Origin of the sequence: Roseateles sp., assembly GCF_047654805.1 — a bacterium.
Taxonomy (GTDB): domain Bacteria; phylum Pseudomonadota; class Gammaproteobacteria; order Burkholderiales; family Burkholderiaceae_C; genus Pelomonas.
The window spans coordinates 1668960-1690479 of the sequence record NZ_JASGIV010000001.1; the positions used below are offsets into that span (position 1 = coordinate 1668960).

The 21520-nt window shown below is 68.3% G+C and carries 19 protein-coding genes; 4 read left to right on the top strand and 15 right to left on the bottom strand.

All coding sequences use genetic code 11. The features are described 5' to 3' along the window. Positions 1 to 134: 134 nt before the first annotated feature. On the bottom strand, positions 135 to 1556 hold the full coding sequence (locus QM732_RS07490; RefSeq protein WP_415655545.1) for a diaminobutyrate--2-oxoglutarate transaminase: 1422 nt from the start codon (positions 1554 to 1556) through the stop codon (positions 135 to 137). A 153-nt stretch (positions 1557 to 1709) separates the two neighbouring features. Here QM732_RS07490 and QM732_RS07495 point away from each other — a divergent pair, with 153 nt between their 5' ends. After that, on the top strand, positions 1710 to 3368 hold the full coding sequence (locus QM732_RS07495; protein WP_415655546.1) for a cyclic peptide export ABC transporter: 1659 nt from the start codon (positions 1710 to 1712) through the stop codon (positions 3366 to 3368). Positions 3369 to 3711: 343 nt separating this feature from the next. Next, the gene (locus tag QM732_RS07500) at positions 3712 to 4767 is read left to right on the top strand and encodes a hypothetical protein (protein WP_415655547.1); all 1056 of its coding nucleotides are present in this window, start codon (positions 3712 to 3714) and stop codon (positions 4765 to 4767) included. A 384-nt stretch (positions 4768 to 5151) separates the two neighbouring features. Here QM732_RS07500 and lexA read toward each other — a convergent pair whose 3' ends face one another. Next, positions 5152 to 5823, bottom strand: a complete 672-nt coding sequence (gene lexA / locus QM732_RS07505; protein WP_415655548.1) for a transcriptional repressor LexA — start codon at positions 5821 to 5823, stop codon at positions 5152 to 5154. 66 nt (positions 5824 to 5889) lie between these two features. Here lexA and QM732_RS07510 point away from each other — a divergent pair, with 66 nt between their 5' ends. After that, entirely contained in the window at positions 5890 to 6825 is a 936-nt protein-coding gene (locus tag QM732_RS07510; protein WP_415655549.1) for an asparaginase, read from the top strand. A 13-nt stretch (positions 6826 to 6838) separates the two neighbouring features. On the opposite strand, the gene QM732_RS07515 is transcribed toward QM732_RS07510, so the two are convergent. Together QM732_RS07515 and QM732_RS07520 are read right to left on the bottom strand one after the other, a co-directional pair. Then, positions 6839 to 7273, bottom strand: a complete 435-nt coding sequence (locus QM732_RS07515) for an organic hydroperoxide resistance protein (protein ID WP_415655550.1) — start codon at positions 7271 to 7273, stop codon at positions 6839 to 6841. A 40-nt stretch (positions 7274 to 7313) separates the two neighbouring features. Next, positions 7314 to 7811, bottom strand: a complete 498-nt coding sequence (locus QM732_RS07520) for a MarR family winged helix-turn-helix transcriptional regulator (RefSeq protein WP_415655551.1) — start codon at positions 7809 to 7811, stop codon at positions 7314 to 7316. Positions 7812 to 7931: 120 nt separating this feature from the next. Here QM732_RS07520 and QM732_RS07525 point away from each other — a divergent pair, with 120 nt between their 5' ends. Continuing rightward, positions 7932 to 8294 (top strand): DUF1304 domain-containing protein, encoded by a 363-nt coding sequence (locus QM732_RS07525; protein WP_415655552.1) that lies wholly within the window; start codon positions 7932 to 7934, stop codon positions 8292 to 8294. On the opposite strand, the gene QM732_RS07530 is transcribed toward QM732_RS07525, so the two are convergent. The 11 genes from QM732_RS07530 to QM732_RS07580 all read right to left on the bottom strand — a co-directional run bounded on the left by QM732_RS07530 (position 8291) and on the right by QM732_RS07580 (position 21495). Further along, positions 8291 to 10249: an ATP-binding cassette domain-containing protein gene (locus QM732_RS07530; protein ID WP_415655553.1), complete on the bottom strand. Its 1959-nt coding sequence runs from the start codon at positions 10247 to 10249 to the stop codon at positions 8291 to 8293. The two genes, QM732_RS07525 and QM732_RS07530, sit on opposite strands and share 4 nt — an antisense overlap. After that, the gene (gene prmB / locus QM732_RS07535; RefSeq protein ID WP_415655554.1) at positions 10246 to 11106 is read right to left on the bottom strand and encodes a 50S ribosomal protein L3 N(5)-glutamine methyltransferase; all 861 of its coding nucleotides are present in this window, start codon (positions 11104 to 11106) and stop codon (positions 10246 to 10248) included. The genes QM732_RS07530 and prmB overlap by 4 nt, the downstream gene beginning before the upstream one ends. Further along, positions 11103 to 12248 (bottom strand): PilT/PilU family type 4a pilus ATPase, encoded by a 1146-nt coding sequence (locus QM732_RS07540; protein WP_415655555.1) that lies wholly within the window; start codon positions 12246 to 12248, stop codon positions 11103 to 11105. Before QM732_RS07540 ends, prmB begins: the two co-directional genes overlap by 4 nt. A 20-nt stretch (positions 12249 to 12268) precedes the next feature. Next, the gene (gene dapD / locus QM732_RS07545) at positions 12269 to 13093 is read right to left on the bottom strand and encodes a 2,3,4,5-tetrahydropyridine-2,6-dicarboxylate N-succinyltransferase (protein WP_415655556.1); all 825 of its coding nucleotides are present in this window, start codon (positions 13091 to 13093) and stop codon (positions 12269 to 12271) included. A 10-nt stretch (positions 13094 to 13103) separates the two neighbouring features. Beyond that, on the bottom strand, positions 13104 to 14306 hold the full coding sequence (gene dapC / locus QM732_RS07550; protein WP_415655557.1) for a succinyldiaminopimelate transaminase: 1203 nt from the start codon (positions 14304 to 14306) through the stop codon (positions 13104 to 13106). A 67-nt stretch (positions 14307 to 14373) separates the two neighbouring features. Then, entirely contained in the window at positions 14374 to 15822 is a 1449-nt protein-coding gene (locus QM732_RS07555; RefSeq protein WP_415655558.1) for a protein kinase domain-containing protein, read from the bottom strand. Next, positions 15819 to 16595 (bottom strand): metallophosphoesterase family protein, encoded by a 777-nt coding sequence (locus tag QM732_RS07560; protein WP_415655559.1) that lies wholly within the window; start codon positions 16593 to 16595, stop codon positions 15819 to 15821. Before QM732_RS07560 ends, QM732_RS07555 begins: the two co-directional genes overlap by 4 nt. Positions 16596 to 16641: 46 nt before the next feature. Further along, positions 16642 to 19074 carry a fused MFS/spermidine synthase gene (locus QM732_RS07565; RefSeq protein WP_415655560.1) on the bottom strand — a complete coding sequence of 811 codons (2433 nt, stop codon included), beginning with the start codon at positions 19072 to 19074 and terminating at the stop codon, positions 16642 to 16644. Further along, positions 19071 to 19697 (bottom strand): putative 2OG-Fe(II) oxygenase, encoded by a 627-nt coding sequence (locus tag QM732_RS07570; protein WP_415655561.1) that lies wholly within the window; start codon positions 19695 to 19697, stop codon positions 19071 to 19073. Before QM732_RS07570 ends, QM732_RS07565 begins: the two co-directional genes overlap by 4 nt. Then, positions 19694 to 20647, bottom strand: coding sequence for a HupE/UreJ family protein (locus QM732_RS07575; protein ID WP_415655562.1), 954 nt, complete (start codon positions 20645 to 20647; stop codon positions 19694 to 19696). Before QM732_RS07575 ends, QM732_RS07570 begins: the two co-directional genes overlap by 4 nt. Next, complete coding sequence (locus QM732_RS07580; RefSeq protein ID WP_415655563.1) at positions 20644 to 21495, bottom strand: peptidyl-prolyl cis-trans isomerase; 852 nt, start codon at positions 21493 to 21495, stop codon at positions 20644 to 20646. The genes QM732_RS07575 and QM732_RS07580 overlap by 4 nt, the downstream gene beginning before the upstream one ends. Between the last annotated feature and the right edge of the window lie 25 nt (positions 21496 to 21520).

Below are 21520 nucleotides of genomic sequence, written 5' to 3' on the forward strand. Positions count from 1 at the left end.
CCTCCTCCGATGGGTTCTCATCTGGGAGAGGGCACCGATGTCTACGCATCGTCGCATCGCTCAAATGAGAATGCGAGCGATTATCATTCATTTTTTGCGCAAGTTCTCATGCCAGCAGGCGAGCAGGGGCTTCGTCACAGGGTCTTCATCGATTCCCCGATGATCTCTACCACCGCGTCGACCTCTCGCTCGGTGATGATCAGCGGCGGCAGCAGCCGCAGCACGCTGCCGTGCCGGCCGCCGAGCTCGACGATCAGGCCGCGTTCCAGGCAGGCCCGCTGCAGGCGGACGGCGCGCTCCGGCGCGGCGAGCGGCCGGCCGAGCGGATCCGTGGCGCCCGCGGGGTCCACCAGTTCCATGCCCAGCATGAGCCCGCGCCCGCGCACCTCGCCGATGCCCGAGTGCACGCGCTGCAGCTCAAGCAGGGCGCGGTTCAGCCTCGCGCCCATCGCGGCGGCGTGTTCGGCGAGCTGCTCCTGCTGGAGATGACGCAGTGTCGCGGTGCCGGCGGCCATGGCCAACTGATTGCCGCGGAAGGTGCCGGCATGCGCGCCGGGCGTCCAGCGATCAAGCCGGCCCCGATACACGACCACCGACAACGGCAGGCTGCCGCCGATCGCCTTCGACAGCACCAGCACGTCGGGCTCGATCCCCGCGTGCTCGAACGCGAACATCCGCCCCGTGCGTCCGAAGCCTGTCTGGACCTCGTCGATGATCAGCGGCACGTCGGCGCCCTCGGTGATGCGTCGCAGCTGGCGCGTCCAGTCGTCCGGCGCCGGAATCACGCCGCCTTCGCCCTGGATGAGTTCCGTCACCAGGCCTGCGGGCCGCGGCACGCCGCCTTCCGGATCGGCGAGCAGTTGGTCGATGTAATGCAGGCTGGCGGCCGAGGTCCCGGCGGCGTCCAACCCGAAGGGGCTGCGGAAAGCGTAGGGGTAGGGGAGGAACTGCACCCCCGAGACCGCGCCGCCGAGCGCCGCTTTCGGCCCCAGGTTGCCCATCAGCTGCAGCGCGCCCTGCGTCATGCCGTGGTACCCGCCCTGGAAGGCGAGCAGCGTTTGGCGCCCGGTGGCGATCTTGACGAGCTTGAGCGCCGCCTCGATCGCGTCGGCGCCGGTCGGACCGCAGAACTGGATGCGCGCGTCCCGCGCGAAGCGCGGCGGCAGCAGCTCGAAGAGAGTCTCGACGAACTCGTCCTTGACCGGGGTAGTCAGGTCCAGCGTGTGCAGCGGCAGTTCGTCGTCGAGCGTGCGACGGATCGCCTCCACGACGACGGGATGGTTGTGCCCCAGCGCCAGCGTGCCCGCGCCGGCCAGGCAATCGATGAAGAGCCGGCCGGCCACGTCCTCGACATAGATGCCCCGGCCGCGCCGCAGCGCGAGCGGAATCCGCCGCGGGTAGGTGCGAGCGCTGGATTCCCGCGCGCTCTGGCGTTCCAGCAGCGGATGGCCGGTCAGGTCGTAGGGCTGCAGCAAGGCGCGTTGCAGCCGCGACAGGGGGTCCTGCGTGCCGACGCTCGCGTCGGTCCGGCGGATCAGGGGAGGGGTGCTGAGCATGGGATCTCCGAATGCGCGACCGCGCGCTGGATGCGACGGGCTTGACAAGGGGTTTGACGAAAGGACCGGGCGTTTGTTCAGGCTCGCCGGCCGCGTCGAACAAATCCGCCCTTCGTTCGTCTCCACGGGGATGCTCAAGCGCGAGGATTCACTGTGCTTCTCTATCTGATCAGGCGATTCCGATGGCTCGTGGCGACGGCGGCGTTGACGAGCATCGCTTCCGGCGTGTGCGGCGTGCTGCTGGTGACCGAGATCAACGCGGCCATCACCGCCAGCCGCGAGGGGGCCCTTCAGCTCCCGTGGCGGCTGGGCGCGGTGATCGCGGGGGCGGTGGTGTTCGGCGTCTGCGCCAACGTGCTCTTCGAGCGCCTGCGCCAGCGCGCGATCGCCGATCTGCGGCTGCGCCTGTGCGAGCGCGTCATGGACGCGCCGCTGCGCCGGCTCGAGGAACTGGGTCCGGGCCAGGTGCAATCCGCGCTGTCGGACCACGCCGCGAGCGTGGCCCAGTTCTTCATCAGCCTGCCCAACATGCTCACGCACGGCGTGGTGGTGTTGGGATGCATGGCCTACATGGCCTCGCTGTCGTGGCGCGTCTTCGTCGTCGGTGCGGGCGTGGTCGCGCTGGGGTCGCTGGGCTACTCGCTGGCGCAGCGCGTTGCGATGCGGCACCTTACGCAGGCGTCGCGGGCGCAGGATCGGCTCTTCGACCATTTCCGCTCGCTCACCGACGGCGCGAAAGAGCTGCGCCAGAACCGCCGCAAGCGCGGCGAGTTCAGCGCTCAGTTGCTCGATCAGGCGGTGGAGGACGTGCGTCGTCATCGCGCGACCGGGCTGTCCATCTTCCGGGTGGCGATCGGATGGGGGAATCTGCTGATCTACACCTTCATCGGCGCCGTGATCTTCGTGCTGGCGGGCGACGGTCCGGACCGCGCGCATGTGATGACGGGCTTCGCGCTGGTGTTCGTCTACATGGTGACGCCGCTGCAGAGTCTGCTGAACGCCTTGCCCGAGGTGAACCTGGCGCGCGTCGCGTCGAGGCGCATCGACGCGATCGCCGATCGACTGGCCAGCGCGGAGCGCGTCGACGGTGCCGCGCCGTTCCCTTTGCGGCCAAGCAGCGTGTCGCTGCGGGCGGTGACCCGCGGCTACGTGCATGAGCGCAGCGGCGAGGCCTTCACCCTGGGGCCCATTGACCTGAAGCTGAGCACCGGAGAGGTGGTCTTTGTGGTCGGCGGAAACGGCAGCGGCAAGACCACGCTGGCCAAGCTGCTGGTGGGACTGTATCCGCCGGAGTCAGGCGAGGTGCTGGTCGACGGCCGGCCGGTGAGCGACCTGGACCGCGACGCCTACCGGCAACTCTTCTCGACAGTCTTCTCCGACTTCCATCTGTTCGAGCGACTGCTCGAGTCAGGCCGTCCGGACGACGTGGACGAGACGGGGTCCGCGTTGCTGGCCAAGCTCCACTTGCAGCACAAGGTGCGGCTCGAGGGCGGTGCGTTCTCGACACGCGAGCTGTCGCAGGGGCAACGCAAGCGGCTGGCGCTTGTGGTGGCGTATCTGGAGGACCGGCCATTCCTCGTCTTCGATGAGTGGGCGGCCGACCAGGATCCCGTCTTCAAGCGGGTCTTCTATCAGGAGCTGTTGCCGGAGCTGCGCGCGCTGGGCAAGGCGGTGATCGTGATCTCTCACGACGACCGCTTCTTCCATGTCGCCGATCGGGTGATCCGGCTGGAGGAGGGGCGCATCCGATCGCAGGACGTCTCGCCCTACCGCGCGGTGCGTCGAGCGGCCGGGCAGGTTCAGGTGCCTTGAGAGCGTTCAGTGGAGCGGGACACGCCCTGCGCCTGCTGCGCGCGGTGGCATACGGCGAAATTGCTGTCGTGAGGGACCACGCTGTGTGACGTAGTCAATGTTGACGAGGACGCTGGGGCGAGCTGGTGGCCAAGGCGCATATGCTCGCTGCGGACAGCGTCCGCTCCCAACATGGTGGAGCGGATAGACCAAGTAGATGCCGGGAAAGTCATATCCGGCACTTCACTACATGTTGGGGAGATGCATCTTGGTGGGATGTTCCATACTTAACGCCTCAGTGCGGCGACTGTTGCGCGCTAGCTCGGCAGTCCTTGGCATTGCCGTCCTCACGGGCTGTGCCAACTTGAACACGATCAGCAGAACGACCACGCTCGACAACAGCGCGACCGCGACGAAAGCGATACACCTGGATGTCCAGCAGCGGCTGCTGATCGTCAACAGCCTGGGCAAGTACTGCGCCGAGCCGAGCCCGGACGCCATGGCGGCGTACGCCGCCGCTCTGGGTGTGGGAGGCAGCGCGCCTGCAAAGGGCTCAGCTTCAGTTTCTGGAAGCGGGCAAAGCACGGCGGCGAGCATCGGGCTGCGCACCCAGTCCATCACCCTCATGCGAGATGCGCTGTACCGCATGTGCGAGGCATATGCCAACGGCGGGGTCGGCGATGCACAGGTCGTCACGCTGCTCAACAGGAGTCAGGATTTGACGGCGGTGATTCTGGCCGTTGAACAGCTCACCGGGGCCGTCACTGCCAACCAGGCTTCACTCGGCGGCTCCACCAACGCCAACTCCTACGCCACGGCGCTCAACAACTCGAAGCTGTTCGCTGAGGCCAGTGCGATCGAGGCTCGCGCGCTCAAACGCCTCGAGGGGTCGAAACAGGAACTGGCTGTCGCTGAGGAGAAACTTGACAAGGCCCAGGCCGCAGTTGAGCGAGCCGAGGCGACGCAAACGGCACTGGAGGGGGCGGATCCGCCGGATGAGGACAAGATCACGGCGGCGAAGGCCGAGGCAGTCTATCGGCGCAACTTGAGAGGTCGGGCGGATGCAGGCGTGAAGGCCATCGAGGCCCGAGTCGAGCTGAACCAGCGCGTCTACGACAACGCCCAGAGCGTCGCGGCGGAGATCGCCAAGAGCCCAGATTCCTCCTCAGCGTCGAGTGCGGCAGGGACTACTGGAAGTACTGAATTCAGCGCGCCTAGTGGTCGCGCCGCACTGAGCGCGGAGGCCACCACCGCCCTTGCTGGCGCGGTGAAAGACATTGTCGTGACGGCTCTGAGCAAGGACTACGTGGTGGACGGGTGCATGTCAGTGATCACGGCCAACCTGTCGACTGAGCAGTCGAATGCGACCGCATCAAGTCTGAGCAACTATCGAGATGCACGGGCGGTATCGGCGCCCTGAGCCGGTTGTCACCGTGAAGGTGAGCGAGGAATCTGCAGCATTGCCGCCAGGCAATGCTGCGCCCGCCGTTCAGGCGGTTGCCAAAAGGGACGACACCTCAGTGCAAGCTTGAGGAGGGCACCAGGAGGGGGCTTTCGAGACAGGTCCAAGAAATGAACCGCTTCGAGTTTCCCGAGCGTGGGTAAAGCCACGTTCCGTTCTTCGACCTCGGAGGATGGCCAGACCGGGGCATGGCCTGAACTGGCTACGCGTTTGGTACTGCCCGCCGCCACAGGCCGGGTCAAGGCGCAGGTGAACTGAAAAGCCCTGCTCAGGCGGGACTGCCCATGGCCCGCTCGTATTGATCGATCAGCCTGCGAGCCCCATCTGTGAGGCCCACTGCGTTCAGTTGAAACCTTGCCCGCGGATCAGGCCCACCGCCAAGCCTTCAATGCTGAAGTGCTCGCTGCTCTCATTGACGACGATGGGCTCGAAGTCGGGGTTCTCGGGCAGCAGTTGGATGCCCTCCGGGCCACGCTTGAAGCGCTTCACGGTGACTTCCTCGCCAACTCGGGCGACGACGATCTGGCCGTTGCGCGCCTCGCTGGCGGACTGCACGGCGAGCAGGTCACCGTCGAGGATGCCGATGTCCTTCATGCTCATGCCCTTGACCTTGAGCAGGTAATCGGGCTTCTTCGCGAACAGGCCCGGCTCGACGGTGTAGGTCTGCTCAACATGTTCCTGCGCGAGGATGGGTGCGCCCGCGGCGACACGGCCGATCAGTGGAAGCGTGAGCTGCGCCAGGGCCGGGATGGGCAGGCTGAACTGGCGGGCGCGGTTGACGGCACTCAGTGTGTCGGACTTGAGGCGAATCCCCCGCGAGGTGCCACCGACGAGCTCCAGCATGCCTTTGCGGGCCAGCGCCTGCAGATGCTCCTCTGCCGCGTTGGCGGACTTGAAACCCAGCTCAGCGGCGATCTCGGCGCGGGTCGGCGGCGCGCCGGTGCTTTCGATCGCATTGCGGACCAGGTCGAAGATCTGCTGCTGGCGGGCGGTAAGCTTGGGTCGGTCTTGCACGGTCGGCCTTAATCATGGGCTGGCAATTTGTCCAGCAGCTGTATTTTCATCCAGGAAACCAGGAGATTGCAAATTCCCGCCGATCTGATCGTCATTCTGGGCACCGGTGGCACCATTGCCGGCACGGCCAAAACGGCCAGCGACGGTGTGGGCTACACGGCCGCGCAGCTGAGCGTCGAGGACTTGCTGGCTGCCGTGCCGGCGCTGGCTGGTCGGCGCCTGGAGGCGCACCAGGTCGCCCAGCTGGACAGCAAGGACATGGATTTCCTGACCTGGCAGCGCCTGGCAACGGCGGTGCATGCGCAGCTTGCGCGGCCCGAGGTGCGTGGCATCGTCATCACGCATGGCACGGACACGCTGGAGGAGACGGCCTACTTCCTGCATCGCGTGCTCGCACCGGCCAAGCCTGTCGTGCTGACGGCGGCGATGCGGCCAGCCACCGCGCTTGCGCCGGATGGGCCGCAGAACCTGTTCGATGCAGTGCAGGTGGCAGCCGCGCCGGCTGCGGCGGGCGTGGTCGTCGCACTGGCGGGCCGGGTGCATGATGCGATCCAGGTGCGCAAGACGCACAGCTATCGCGTCGATGCTTTCGAGTCTGCAGATGGCGCCCTCGTGGCACGCGTGGAAGAGGGCGCCGTGCGGCAGATCGGGTGCTGGCCTGGTGGCGAGGCGTTGGGCCTGGCTCGTGTTTCCCGCCCGGCCGAGCGCTGGCCGCGTGTGGAGATCGTAATGAACCATGTCGGTGCCAGCGGTGTCGTCGTGGATGCGTTGCGGGCCCTGGGTATCGACGGACTGGTCGCCGCAGGTACCGGCAATGGCACGCTGAGCGCCACGCTGGAGGCGGCGCTGCGGGAGGCGCACATGGCTGGCGTGAAGGTCTGGCGCAGCACGCGCTGCGACGCCGGGCCTGTCATGGATCTGCCCGGCCTGTTGCCCGGCGCAGGTGCGCTGAGCCCGGTCAAGGCCAGGATCGAGTTGATCCTGGCCCTGCTGGCCGGCTGAGCCGGCCCGGCCATCAGACGATGGTCAGCGAGACGTCCACGTTGCCGCGCGTGGCGTTCGAGTAGGGGCAGACCTCGTGGGCCGTCTTGACCAGCGCTTCAAGCTGGGCGCGGTCCATGCCGGGTACCGAGATCTTCATGTCGACCTGGATGCCGAAGGCACCGGGCTTGTTGGCGTGCGGGCCGATGGCGACGTCGCTGGTGATGGACACCTCGGCGGGCAGGGCGATCTTCTGCTTGCCGGCGACGGCCTTCATGGCGCCGATGAAGCATGCGGAATAGCCGGCCGCGAACAACTGCTCGGGGTTCGTGCCCGGTCCGCCTGCGCCGCCCAGTTCCTTGGGCGTGGACAGTGTCAGGTCCAGCACGCCGTCGGACGACTTTGCGGTGCCGGCGCGGCCGCCGGTGGCAGTGGCGGTGGCGGTATAGAGGGCTTTCTCGATGGCCATGGTGGGCTCCTTTGCGTGATGCGCGGTGGTTGGGAAGGGGTCAGGCAGCCGCGTCGGCCGCCCGGTTGAGTTGCTGGCGCAACTGGTGCAGTCGCTGCGTCAGCGCGATGACCTCGTCCAGCTCGCAGGCGCTGGCGCAGGCGAGTTGGCCGGGAATGTCCAGGGCCGGCTCGCGCAGCTTGCGACCCCGGGGCGTGAGAAAGATGTCGACGCGGCGTTCGTCGTCGCTGGCACGGCGGCGCTCGATATGGCCGAGCGCTTCCAGGCGCTTGAGCAGTGGAGTCAGCGTGCCCGAGTCCAGCGACAGGCGCTGGCCCAACTGCCCAACACTCAAGCTGTGGCCCAGCCCCTCTACCTCCCACAGCACCAGCATGACGAGGTATTGCGGATAGGTCAGTCCCAGCGGCGCGAGCAGCGGCTTGTAGATCCGGGTCATGGCCAGCGAACTGCTGTACAGGGCAAAGCACAGCTGGCGGTCCAGCTGCAGCCATTCCTCGCGGGAATCGGCGGCCGGGGTTGGGGTCTTGCTGCGTGCCATGGGTATAAATGTAGTTGGCAATTTAATTGCACACAACGTAAATGGTCTTTTGGGCGACACGGGACGGTAGGGCGATCTGAGAGGATTCGCCACCCCGAACATGCAATGAGGAGTGAGACGATGCAAATCCTGGCCGTCGTGCTGGCCGCGCTGGTGGCGGTGCTGCACCTGTACTTCCTGGTCCTGGAGATGTTCTTCTGGACGAAGCCGCTGGGCCGCAAGGCCTTCGGGCTGAAGGCCGATTTCGCAGAGCAGACCCGGGCGTTGGCCGCCAACCAGGGCCTCTACAACGGCTTCCTGGCAGCCGGCCTCGTGTGGGGGTTGATGCAGGGCGCTGCTGGGGCGGGCAAGCCCTGGCTGGTGTTCTTCCTGGGCTGCGTCATCGTGGCCGGCGTGTTCGGCGCGGCCACGGCATCCAGGAAGATCCTGTTCGTTCAGGCGCTGCCGGGCGCGCTGGCGCTGGCGGCGCTGCTCGCCGTCTAGGCAGACATCGCCTCGATCTGCTCGCCCAGTTCCAGCCAGCGCATCTCGTCGGCTTCGAGTTGGTCCGCTATGGCCTTCAGCCGTCGACCCATCTCGGCGATGGCCGACGCTGCGGCGCCTTCGGCGAGCTGGGCTTCTATCTCGGCGCGTTCTTCGGCCAGCGCATGCAGGCGCTTGTCGATGGCTTCCATTTCCTTGCGCAGCGGGCGCGTCTGCTCGGCCAGCTTGGCGCGGGCCTGACCCGAGGCCTTGCGGTCCTCGCGTGACGCAGGTGGCGGTGCCGGCACAGCCGCCGCGGCGGGCGCCACGATGGGTGCGGGAGCGGTGGCGGGCTGCTTCTTGGCGGCGCGCGCTGCTTCCTTGCTCTGGTCCAGCAGCCAGCGCTGGTAGTCGTCCAGGTCACCGTCGAAGGGTTTGACGACTCCATCGGCCACCAGCCAGAACTCGTCGCAGACCTCGCGCAGCAGCGCGCGGTCGTGACTGACCAGCATGACCGTGCCTTCGAACTCGTTGAGCGCCAGTGACAGCGCCTCCCGGGTGTTCAGGTCAAGGTGGTTGGTCGGTTCGTCCAGCAGCAGCAGATTGGGCCGCTGCCACACCAGCATCGCGAGCACCAGCCGCGCCTTCTCGCCGCCGGACAGGCTGCCGACCTGCTGGTTGACCATGTCGCCGGTAAAGCGGAACTGGCCCAGGAAGTCGCGCAGCTCCTGCTCGCGGCCTGGCGGACCGACGTCGCGCGCCAGCCGCACCATGTGCTCCAGAGGGCCCTCATCCAGCCGCAGGACATCCAGCTCCTGCTGGGCGAAATAGCCTATGGACAGGCCCTTGCCTTCGGTCAGCTTGCCGGCCATCGGCGCCTGGGCGCGGGCGATGGTCTTGACCAGCGTGGACTTGCCCTGGCCGTTCGCGCCGAGAATGCCGATGCGCTGACCGGCCAGCACGGAACGGTCCACGCCGCGCACGATGATCTTGTCACCCTCGTCGGTGCGGTAGCCGGCGCTGAGGTCGTCGAACATCAGCATCGGGTTGGGCAGGTTCAGGGGCTCGCGGAACTCGAAGTTGAAGTCGGCCGACGCCAGCACCGGCGCCAGCTTCTCCATGCGCTCCAATGCCTTCACGCGGCTCTGCGCCTGCTTGGCCTTGCTGGCTTTGGCCTTGAAGCGGTCGATGAACTTTTGCAGGTGCGCGACCTTCTCCTGCTGGCGCTCGAACGCGGCCTGCTGCAGCACCATGCGCTCGGCGCGCTGGCTCTCGAAGCTGGTGTAGTTGCCGCCGTAGCGCACCAGCTTGCCTTCGTCCAGGTGGAGCGTGACCTTGGTGATTGCGTCGAGGAACTCTCGGTCGTGGCTGATGATGATCAGCGTGCCGTCGTAGCGTTGAAGCCAGGCTTCCAGCCACACGAGAGCATCCAGGTCCAGGTGGTTCGTCGGCTCGTCCAGCAGCATCAGCTCAGCCGGGCACATCAGGGCGCGGGCCAGCTGCAGCCGCATGCGCCAGCCACCGGAGAAGCTGTTGACGGGGGCGTCGAGCTGTTCGCTCCGAAAGCCCAGGCCCATCAGCAGCGCCTGCGCGCGAGAACGGGCGTCGAAGGCTCCGGCGTCGGCAAGCGCAGCATGCGCTTCCGCCATCGCGTGGCCATCGTTGGCCTTCTCGGCTTCGTCCAGCGCGATGCGCGCGGCCACCAGCGTAAGGTCACCCTGCAACACGAAGTCGGTCGCGCCGTCCTCGGTCTCGGGCATGTTCTGGGCGACCTCGGAGCGGCGCCAGTGCCTGGGCACCTCGACCTCGCCCTTGTCGTTGCCGAGTCGATTCGTCAGCAGTGCAAACAGGCTGGACTTGCCGGCACCATTGCGGCCCACGAGGCCGATCTTCTCGCCGGGTTGCAGTGTGGCGGACGCGTTGTCCAGCACCACCTTGACGCCGCGGCGCAGCGTGATGTCGCGTAGGGTGATCACAGCAGGTTTTCTTTAGTCACCAGCAGCACCTGATCGGCGCCTGATGAGGTTTCCATCCACACGACTTCGAGCTGAGGGAATGCGGTTTCGAAGTGCTCGCGCTCGTTGCCGATCTCCAGCACCAGCACGCCGTCGTCGTTCAATGCGGCAGGCGCGGCGCGCAGCAGCTCGCGAACGAAGTCCATGCCGTCGCTGCCACCGGCCAGCGCCAGCGCGGGCTCGGCGCGGTACTCGGCGGGGAGGGCGGCCATGCTGGCGCTGTTCACATAGGGCGGGTTGCAGAGGATCAGGTCGTAAGGCCCGAGGGCGCCGGCCAGGCCATCGCCCTGCAGCAGGCGGATGCGCGAAGACAGGTTGTGGCGGGCGACATTCAGCTTGGCAACTTCCAAGGCGTCGGCGCTGAGATCCAGCGCATCGACCTCGACCTCCGGCCAGGCCATGGCGGCCAGCACGGCCAGGCTGCCGTTGCCAGTGCAGAGGTCCAGCACACGGCGGCTTGCCGGGTTGAGCCAGGGGTCGATGCTGGCGTCTGCGATCAGCTCCGCGATGAAGCTGCGTGGCACGATGGCACGCTCGTCGATGGTGAAGGGGATGCCCTGCAGCCAAGCCTCGCCGGTCAGGTAGGCGGCCGGCTTGCGGGTGGCGATGCGCTCGTCGATAAGGGCTGCGATGGACGTGACCTCAGCCTCGGTCAGCTCGCGTTCCTCGTGCTCATCGAGCGCATCCAGCGGCAGGGCCAGGCGCCAAAGCGCCAGCCACATGGCTTCGTCGAACGCGTTGGTCGTGCCATGGCCAAAAAACAAGCCCGCCTGGGCGAGGCGGGCGGCTTGGGATTCGATGCAGTCAATCAGCTTCAAGTGCCACGGACGTCCAGGGTGATTTCGGTGAAGCTGGCCTCGTCGGGGGCCTTCTCCTCCTTGCGTGGCGTGTTCGTGAGGCGCGCGCCGGGCGCCTCGTTCTGCAGCCGCCACAGCAGGTTGGTGGGCGAGTCGGCGAAGGCCAGGCCTTCCTCCCGGGTGATGGTGCCATCGCTGATGAGCTTGGCAAAATGCTCTTCGTAGGTCTGCGAGCCCTCGGCGATGGATTTCTCCATCGCCTCCTTCACGCCGGCGAAGTCACCCTGCTCGATCAGTTCGGCGGTGAGCTTGGTGTTCAGCAGGATCTCGATGACGGGCACCCGGCCGCCTGCCGTGGCGCGCACCAGGCGCTGCGACACGATGGCCTTGAGGCCGGCCGCCAGGTCGTTCAGCAGCGCCGGGCGGGACTCCGGCGTGTAGAACGACAGGATGCGGTTCAGCGCGTGGTAGGTGTTGTTGCCATGCAGCGTGGCCAGCACCAGATGGCCGGACAGCGCATAGCTGATGGCCGCGGTCATCGTCTCGCGGTCGCGGATCTCGCCGATCAGGATGCAGTCGGGCGCCTGGCGCAGCGCGTTCTTCAGCGCGATCTGCAGCGAGGCCGTGTCGCGGCCGATCTCCCGCTGGTTGACGACCGAGCGCTTGTTGCTGAACAGGTACTCGATCGGGTCCTCGATGGTGAGGATGTGCCCGGTCATGGTCTGGTTGCGCATCTCCAGCATGGATGCAAGCGTGGTGCTCTTGCCGGTGCCGGTGGCTCCCACCATCAGGATGAGGCCGCGCTTTTCCTTGATCATCGTGCCCAGCACGGGCGGCAGGTTCAGGGACTCGAGCGTGGGGATCTCATGCGGGATGTGGCGGAAGACGCCGGCGATCGTGCCGCGTTGCCGAAAGCCCGACAGCCGGAAGCTGCCTACGCCGCGTACGCCCACCGCCATGTTCAGCTCACCGCTGTTGTCCAGCTCGGCCAGCGAGCCAGGGTCGATGACCTCGGCGATGAGCTGGCGCGGCTGGGGCGGCGTCAGGAGCTGGTCCGACAGCTGCACGGTCTGGCCATTGATGCGGATCAGCACCGGCATGTTGGCCGACAGATAGCAGTCCGAAGCACCCTTGTCGGCCATCAGCCGCAGGATGCGCTCCATGTTGCCGCCGCCGCTCATGGTCAGGCGCGCAGCAGTTCGTTGATGCTGGTCTTGGAGCGCGTCTGCGCGTCCACCCGCTTGACGATGATGGCCGCATACAGCGAGTAGCGGCCGCCGTCCTTGGGCAGCGAGCCCGAGATGACAACTGAGCCTGCCGGGATGCGGCCGTAGCTGACTGTGTCGGTGGCACGGTCGTAGATCGGCGTGCTCTGGCCGATGTAGACACCCATGGAGATGACCGAGTTCTCCTCGACGATGACGCCCTCGACGACCTCGGAGCGGGCGCCGATGAAGCAGTTGTCCTCGATGATGGTCGGGTTGGCCTGCAGCGGCTCAAGCACGCCGCCGATGCCCACGCCGCCGGAGAGATGCACGTTCTTGCCGATCTGGGCGCAGGAGCCGACGGTGGCCCAGGTGTCGACCATGGCACCTTCGTCCACATAGGCGCCGATGTTCACGTAGGAGGGCATCAGCACGACGTTCTTGGCCTGGAAGCTGCCGCGGCGCGCGACGGCTGGAGGCACGACGCGAACACCCGTGGCGCGAAGCTGCTCGTCCGTCATGCCGGAGAACTTGGTCGGCACCTTGTCGAAGAAGGTCAGTTCCTTGTCGCCCATGATGCGGTTGTCATTCAGGCGGAAGGACAGCAGCACGGCCTTCTTGATCCACTGGTGCACGGTCCACTGGCCCACGCCCTCACGGGTGGCCACGCGCAGCCGGCCTGCGTCCAGCTCGGCGATGACGTGGTCAACGGCCTGACGCACTTCTGGCGCGTTGACGGGGTCCAGGGAGGCGCGGTTGTCCCAGGCGAGGTCGATCAGGCTTTGCAGTTCAGCGGTGTTCATGGGCGGCGGGTCAGCGGGATTGCGTGAAGGAGACGATGCGGCGGGCGGCATCCAGGCACTCGGCCTCGTCGGCCACCAGGGCCAGGCGGATGCGCCCGGCGCCGGGGTTGTTGCCATGGGCTTCGCGGGCCAGCAGGCTGCCCGGCAGGACAGTCAGATTGTATTGAGCGAGAAGGCCTTGGGCGAAGGCCACGTCGTTACCGCCTGGAACAGCGGCCCAAAGATAGAAGCCGGCGTCCGGCAAGGCCACGTCCAGCACCGACGCCAGCAGCGGCGTGACCTCGGCGAACTTGTGCCGGTAGCGAGCCCGGTTCTCGATGACGTGGGCTTCGTCGCCCCAGGCCGCGATGCTGGCCGCCTGCACGATGGGGCTCATGGCGCTGCCGTGGTAGGTTCGGTAGAGCAGGAACTTCTTCAGCAGCGCCGCGTCGCCTGCCACGAAGCCCGAGCGCAGGCCGGGGACGTTGGAGCGCTTGGACAGCGATGTGAATGCAATCAGGTTGCGGAAGTCGCTGCGGCCCAGCCTGGCGGCAGCCTCCAGGCCGCCCAGTGGCGCCTCGTCCCGGAAATAGATCTCCGAATAGCACTCGTCCGACGCGATGACGAAGCCGTGGCGGTCGCTGAGTTCGAACAGCGCCTGCCATTCCGACAGCGGCATCACCGCGCCGCTGGGGTTGCCGGGCGAGCAGACATAGAGCAGCTGGGTGCGTGCCCAGGTGGCATCGTCGATCTGGCGCCAGTCGACGGCGAAGTTGCGCGCCGGGTCGGAGTTCGCGAACGCGACCTCGGCGCCGGCCAGCAGCGCCGCGCCTTCGTAGATTTGATAGAAGGGGTTGGGGCAGACGACCGTGGCCCCGGGGCGGCCGGCATCGACCACTGTCTGGGCGATGGCGAACAGCGCCTCGCGCGAGCCGTTGACCGGCAGCACCTGCGTGGCCGGGTCCAGTGCCAGGCCGTAGCGGCGTGTGATCCAGCCGGCGATGGCCTCGCGCAGCGCCGGCGTGCCGGCCGTGGCCGGGTAGGCCGCAAGGCTTTTCATCGCGCCGTTGATAGCGTCGGCGATGAGTGCCGGCGCGGCATGGCGTGGCTCGCCGATGCCCAGCGAGATTGGGGCCAGGTCTGGGTTCGGCGTGATGCCGGCCGTCAGCTCGCGCAGCCGCTCGAAGGGGTAGGGATGCAGCCGGGCCAGGCGCGGATTGGTCGAAAAACTCATGCGGAGATGATAGGGCGCGGCCTGCCGCGCCGGCCTGCCGTCCGGGTTCACGAACCGTGAAGCTCGCCTAACCGGCCGGCTCACGCACCACGGTGACGGTGCAGTCCGACTCGGCCACTACCTGGCCCGATACGCTGCCCAGGTAGCGTCGCAGCGCCGACGCGCCGCGTGCGCCCATGACGATGTGATCCACGCCGTTGCGGTGGGCAAAGTCGATGATGGCGCCTGCCGCGTCGGGTGCTTCCAGGACGTGGAAGGTCAGCCGGCCGTCCTCCAGGTTCAGCGCCTTGCTGATGGGACGCGCCCAGTGCTTGAGTGCGATGAGCTGCTTCACATGCAGGCTCTGGCCATGCTTGTCGGTCAGCTCATCGATACCGATGCGGTTCACACGCATGATGCTCACGCAGGCCAGGCGGGCGCCGGCTTCGGTCTGCACGATGCGTCGCACGGTCTCACAGAGTTGGGCAAGGAGCTCGGGCGTGGCGTTGTCCACGTCCACGGCTGCCATGACGATGGGACTGCGCGCCAGTTGCTGGCCGGCGGGCGCCGGGGGCGCGGGCTCTGCGCCCAACGCGAAGAACCAGCGCTTGAGCCGACGCATTGCGCCGCTGACCTGGAGCTTCTCGGCACGACCGGTGAGCGCCACGCCGCCCGGTTCGCGCAGATCCAGCGCCAACTGCGCGGCGCTCTGGTAGCGACGCTCGGCCTTGACTTCCAGGCAGCGCAGGATGACTTCCTGCAGCCAAGCAGGCAGCTCCGGCCGGATGGCGCGCGGCGGCACGGGCTCGACGAACAAGCGGCGGCGCAGGCCGCGGACCGAGTTGGGCTGGCCGAACGGCCGCTCTCCGGTGCTCAGGTGATAGAGCATGACGCCCAACGCGAACAGGTCGCTGCGCGGGTCGTTGCGCACGAACTGCACCTGCTCCGGGCTCATGTAGGGCCCGGTGCCCATGGGCAGCGTGAACTCCTCCTCCAGCAGGTCGGGCAGCAGCTCGTGGCGGCTGAGGCCGAAGTCGACGAGCACGGCCGTGCCGTCGGGGCGGAACATGATGTTGCTGGGCTTGATGTCCAGGTGCACCACGTGTTGGCGGTGCAGCGCCGCGAGCGCCGTGGCCACGCGGGCGCCGATGTCGGCCACCTCTTCGGGCGGAAGCGGCGCGTCGTCCAGGCGCGGGCGAAGCGTTTCGCCGGGGATGCGCTCCATGACGATGAAGGCCTGGCGCGTCCAGTCCCCGCGGGCGACGAAGCGCGGCACATGCGGGCCGCTGAGCTGCGGCATCAGCATCTGCTCGACCTCGAAGCCGACGATGGTGGCCGGGTCCTCGCCGCCCTTGATGCGCGGCACCTTCATCAGAAGCTCGAAGCCGTCGTCCTGGCCGTCCTCCCGGCTGACGCGCCACAGGTTGGCCATGCCCCCCTGGTGCAGCCTTTCCTCCAGCCGGAAGCCATCCAGCACCCGGCCGGCTTCCAGCGGGGCGGGTGGGGCAGAAGTGGCGGGCTGTGTCGTCGTCATCATTCGCCGAGCGTGAGGCGGCGCGCCAGGCGCTCGGCGATCAGCGGCGGCAGGGCCGTCGCGCGCAAGGACTCGCAGGCAGCGTCGACGTCGTAGGCCACGCGCTGGAAGGTGATGCGGGCATCGTCCAGATCGGATTTGCCCGGGTCCAGCAGCGCGTAGCAGGCTGCCGGGTTGCCATCGCGAGGCTGGCCGCAGGAGCCCGGGATGGCCAGCCACTGGCGGTGGCCCGGCAGCGGCATGGGTACGCCGGCCACGGGGCGGAAATCGCCCGCCTTGCCGGTGCCGGAGAGGTGGAACAGCATGGGCTCGTGCATGTGGCCGCAGACCTGGATGCGCGCCGGATTGGCGTGCAGGCTCTTCACGGCCTCGGCGCGGCCCTGGATGTACTCCCAACCGTTGGGCTCGAAGGCGTTGGCGTGCACAAACAGGCAGTGTCCCGGTTCGCCATGGGCCTGCAGGGGCAGCCGCGTCAGGAAGCGTAGCTGGTCTTCGTTCAGCTGGGCGCGCGTCCAATCGACGACGGCTCGGGCGTCCGGGTGCATGCCAGGCGTGCTGCCATGGGCCACCGCCTCGTCGTGGTTGCCTTGCACCGCCAGGGCGCCATCGGCCACCAGCGCCATGACCTGATCCAGCACCCAGGCCGGGTCGGCGCCATATCCGACGAAGTCGCCCAGCAGCGCAAACCGGGTGGCGCCCTGGGCGCGGGCGTCGGCAAGGACGGCCTCGAAGGCCTGGCGGTTGGCGTGAATGTCGGTGATGAGGGCCCAGCGCATAACCCGACAGCTTGCCACGAAGCGCTGACACCGGGCCGACAGCCGTTCAGGAGGGGGCGAGGTCGGGGCGGATGCGCGCCAGCGCATCCAGCAGTTGACGGGCGGCGGCAGGGTCGTGCGGGGCCAGGGCTTGTGCGATGCGGCGCAGCGGCTCGGCGGCGGGCCGGAAGTCGGGGCTCTGGCGCAGCACGGCCAGCAGCGGCGCGCCGACTCGGGCCAGCATGACGGCGGGATCGGTGCTGGGCTGGGTGCGCCGGCCGAGGTCCAGGTAGTCGCGGCGCGCCCGGGCGTACGCGTCCAGGCGCGGGGCCAGTCCGGGTGTGGCAAGCAAAGGGGCTGAATCGACGTTGAGTTCGTCCAGCAGGGCCAGCAGGCGGTCGCGTGGTGCGGAGTCGGGGGCGTAGGTGATGCGCGGCGCGCGGTAGGCCACCCAGGGGCGATCGTCGGTGTTGGGTGGCGCGCCCGCAGCAAGGCGCTGCAGGGATGGTGGGTCGGCGATGAGGCTGCCGAGTACGGCGAGCTCGTCACCCAGGCCGAAGCGGGCTGCCAGCTCGGCGGGCGGCCCGGGCTGGAATGTTGTGCCACCAGCGCGACCGACGAGGCCGACGGTGGGAGTGTCCAGGCTGTTGCTCGCCAGCACGGCGGCGCCGTCAGGGAAGGCTTGCAGGAACGCGGCCGTGATGCTGCGCAGCGTGTCCAGGTCCAGCTGGTGTAGGGGCAGCCATTGGCAGAACAGGCCTCGCGGTGCCAGGCGCTCGCGCACGGCGCGGAAATGCTCGACGGTGTAGAGCGCGCCGGAGCCGCTGCGGGCGGGGTGGAAGTTGTCGGAGACGACGACGTCGTAGCGTGCCCCGGCCGTGCGTACGTAGCGGCGTGCGTCTGCCGCGAGCAGCCGTGGCGCCGGCCCGTCGCCCAGTTCCGCCAACGCCGGCCGGAACAGCGCCGAGGCCTGGATCACTTCAGGCAGCAGCTCGACCGCATCCACGTGCAGACCAGGCAGCCGCGCCGCCACGCTCGCGGTGACGCCCGAGCCCACACCGAGGAAGAGGGCCTGCCTGGCCTCGCCATGCAGCAGCAGCGGCAGCAGTGCCTGCCGGCCATCGACGAACAGGGTGGCGCTGCTGCCCTCTTGCTGGCGGTTGTTGATGCGCAGCCGTGCGACGCCGGCCGCGTCCTCCACGACGCTGACTGCGGCCATCGTGCCCTCGCGATAGCTCAGCAGGCGGCCGCCCTCGGGCAGGTCGACGAAGGCCAGCGGCGGCGCCAGGAGGGCCAGCGCCGCAGTGGCGCATGCGGGTAGCCACCAGGCTGCGCTGCGCCTGCACGGCGCCAGCAGCAGATAGCCCGCTGCGACGAGCAGCAACGCAAGCGCGGGGCCCAGGGCGCAGGCCAGCACGACGCCGAACAGTGGCGCGGCTGCCATGGCCCCCACCGTGTTGACGCCCAGCGCACGGCTAAAGGGAACGCCTGCGCTGGCCGCGTCGGCGCTGAGCTGGCAGAAGAGGGCGCCCATCAGCAGAGTCGGCAGTGCGAACACGGTGGTGGCCAGCAACGCCTCGGTGGCCAGCGCGGCCGCCAGCGTCTGCGGCTGCATCCAGTTCTTGACCGCCTCCGCGCTCCACAGCGCGGCCATGCCCAGCAGGATGCTCCAGGTCAGCGCCTGCAGAAGCCGGGGCGTGCTGCGCAGCAGCGGCCAACGCGCAAAGGCGGCGGCGCCGAAGGCGCTGCCGGCGAGATAGACGGCCAGCAGCAGCGCAAAGGTGTAGACCGTGTCCTCGGCGACCTGGCTGAGCACGCGCACGGCCAGCACCTCGTAGGCGATGCCCAGCAGGCCGGTCAACGCGAGCAGGGCCAGTGGCCGGTTGGATGTGCGCGGGCCTGTCGCAGGTGCGGGCCGGCTCTGCAGCACGAGGCCGGCAAGCGCCGCGCAGCCGAGGTTGAGGGCGATGCACAGACTCGCGGTGCCCGTCAGCCCCCATTGCGGGATCAGCCAGAAGGCCGTGGACAGTACGCCGGCGACGGCGCCCAGCGTGTTGGCCGCGTACAGCGGCGCCAGCCGCGCTGCGCCCAGGCGGGCCATGGCCGGCAGCGTCGCGCCCATCGCGGCAGTGGCCGGCAGCAACAGCAGGAAGCTCGCGCCGAAGGCAATGCCCCAGTGGCGCAGCGGCGTCGCGTCGGGCCCGATGAGGGTCAGGGCCACGCCGCTGGCCGCGGGCATGCTGAGCAGCAGCAGGCCGCCCCAGGCCCCGATCAACGCCTCGCAGCCGGCGTACCAGCGTAGCGGCCGCGCACTGGCCTCGACGCGGCGCCCCAGCAGCAGCGCGCCCAGCGACAACCCGCCGAAGAAGGCGGCGACGACGGCCAGCACGGCGGCTGACTCATGGCCGAGGACAAGGCCGAACTGCTGCGTCCAGACGATCTGGTAGCCCAGGCCGGCAAAGCCGGACGCGGCCATCAGCAGCAGTGCCAGCGCCCTCAAGCCGAGAAGCTCAGCGTGTAGCCCCAGCTTTCCAGCCGCGTGGGGATCGCGTTGAAGGCCAGCGTGATGCGGCGGGCACCAGCGTTGGGCGGCACGGCATGCATCAGATAGCTGGGAAAGAGGATGAGGTCGCCCGGTGTGGGCGAGGGGCTGACCCACTTCTCGGCGTTGTAGGGGCCGGTCACGACACCAGCATGGTCGTTCTTCAGCGCGAACTCATGACCGCCGGGCGACTTCATGAATACCGTGCGTGCCGAGTCGTCCGTCCCGGTCAGGTAGACGACGCCGGAGGCGAAGCTGTTGGCGTGGTTGTGCATCGCCTGGCGGCCGCCGGTATCCAGCACGTTGACCCACATCTCCTTGATGGCCCAGCCCAGATGCTCGCCAAACAGCAGGTGGCCGAACTCTGCAACCTTGGGGGTGATCAGGGTCGCGGCCTGCACCAACAACGGGCTGTCGGCCGGCTGCAGCATGCGGGTGTGGGAGAGTGCTTCGGAGCTGTTGTTGGCCTGCAGTGCGCGGGTGCTGAAGTGATCCACCAGTGCGTTGACGAGGGGCGGTGGCAGCACGCCGCTCGAACGCTGCAACGGCACGGGGAACAGGCCGAAGACCTCGTCTTTCATGCCAGCACCGCCGCAACGCGCAGCCAGGACCAGTAGGCGGCGATGCTGCCGATCATGTAGAGCAGCACCGTGCGCAGACGCCGCGCGGCCGGCCAGCGGCTGCCGAGGCGCCACAGGCACCAGCATGCGCCGACCGTCATCAGCTGGCCGATCTCGACGCCCACGTTGAAGGTGAGCAGCGCAATGAGCAGATGGTGCTCCGGCAGGCCGATCTCCTGCAGCGCTCCAGCGAAGCCCAGACCGTGAACCAGGCCGAACAGGAACGCGACCATGGCAGGCCAGCGGCGCGCGAGGGTATCGCGCTTGTGCAGGGCCTCGCCCGCCACCAGCACGATGGACAGCGCGATGGTGGCCTCCACCGGCGCTGAGCGCAGTGTCAGCCATCCCAGGGCGCTGCTGGCCAGCGTGAGGCTGTGGGCGGCGGTGAAGGCGGTGATGGTCCAGACCAGGCGGCGCTGGAAACCGACCAGGAAGAGCAACCCGATGACGAAGAGCAGGTGGTCGATGCCGCCGAGGATGTGCTCGACGCCCAGCAGCGTGTACGCGCTGGCCACCTCGCCCATGCCGCGCGGGTCGTCGGCGGCGCCATAGAGCTGCACGGAGGGTTGGGCCTTGGTCAGCGTATAGACGCGGGTCTGGCCGTCCAGCCAGAACACGCGCACGACGGCCGCGGAGTAGCGCTCTCCCACGCCCTTGACCGACAACGTGCCGGCGAGGCCGGCCTCGCCGCAGCGAAGTACCGTGGCCTCGGCTGCGCAGGCCTGCGGCCAGACGGGTGTCAGGTCCTGGGCGATGGGGCGCTTCTCGCCGGCGCCCCACTGCCAGAGGAACTCGCCACGCCGGGTCTCGCGCAGCTGCATCTCGGCCATGCTCATCTCGTGCCCGAAGGCGGGAAGCGCTGCGGGCAGGGTCGCGACCAGCGCCAGCAGCCAGCTCAGCAACTGCCTCATTTCGCGGGCGCCTCGACCTTGACCGTGTACTTCCTGGCCAGGGCCGCGACGGCGGCGCTGCGCTGCTCGGCCAGCGTCGCGTCCGTCCAGTCCTGCATCACCACGCCGCGCAGCGCCTCGAAGCTGGCGGGCTTGGGCGGGCTGGCGGCCTCCAGGCGCACGGCATGCCAGCCTTCGCGGGACTTCAGCGCCAGCCAGGTTCCGGGTGCGGCGGTTTCAAGTGCCTGGGCGAAGTCCGTCCCGTAGCTCTGCTGCAGGTTGCTGTGCGGCCGCCCCTTGAAGACGCGCAGGCCGGCCTTGGCATCGCCCGGCGTGCCGTGGTTGAGCTGGTCGACGAAGGCGCGCACGGCAGTCTCGCCAGCGTTGCCTTCCAGCACGGCCTCCTGGAAGTCGAAGCGGGCCGGCTCGTCGTAACGGGCGCGGCGCTTCTCGAACCAGTCGCGCAGCACCCCGTCGCTGACCGGGGGCAGCTTGGTGCCGCCGTCGACAACGCTGAGCGCCTTGAAGATGACGCGCTCGCGGATCGCGGTGTCACCCTTGTCGAGCTGCAAGGCCAGACCCTCGCGGTAGAGCACTTCGTTGTCCAGCCAGACCTTGCGCAGCGCCGCCATCTCCTCGGCATTGGGATCCTGGCCGCGCTTGGCCTTGAAGAGCTGCCGGGCCTCCGCGTCGACCTCGGCGCTGATGACGATCTCGCTGGTCTCGCCGCCGCCAGGGTTGACGAGGCGGTCGATGCCGAACAGCAGGGCGCCGAGCAGCAGGAAATGCAGCAGGGGTTCGCGTGCCCAGCCTGGCAGTTGCAGGCGCGGTCTGGAAGCGAGGGAGGCGGGGGGCAGCACGCTGGACATAGCCCGCCATGCTAGGCAGGCAACA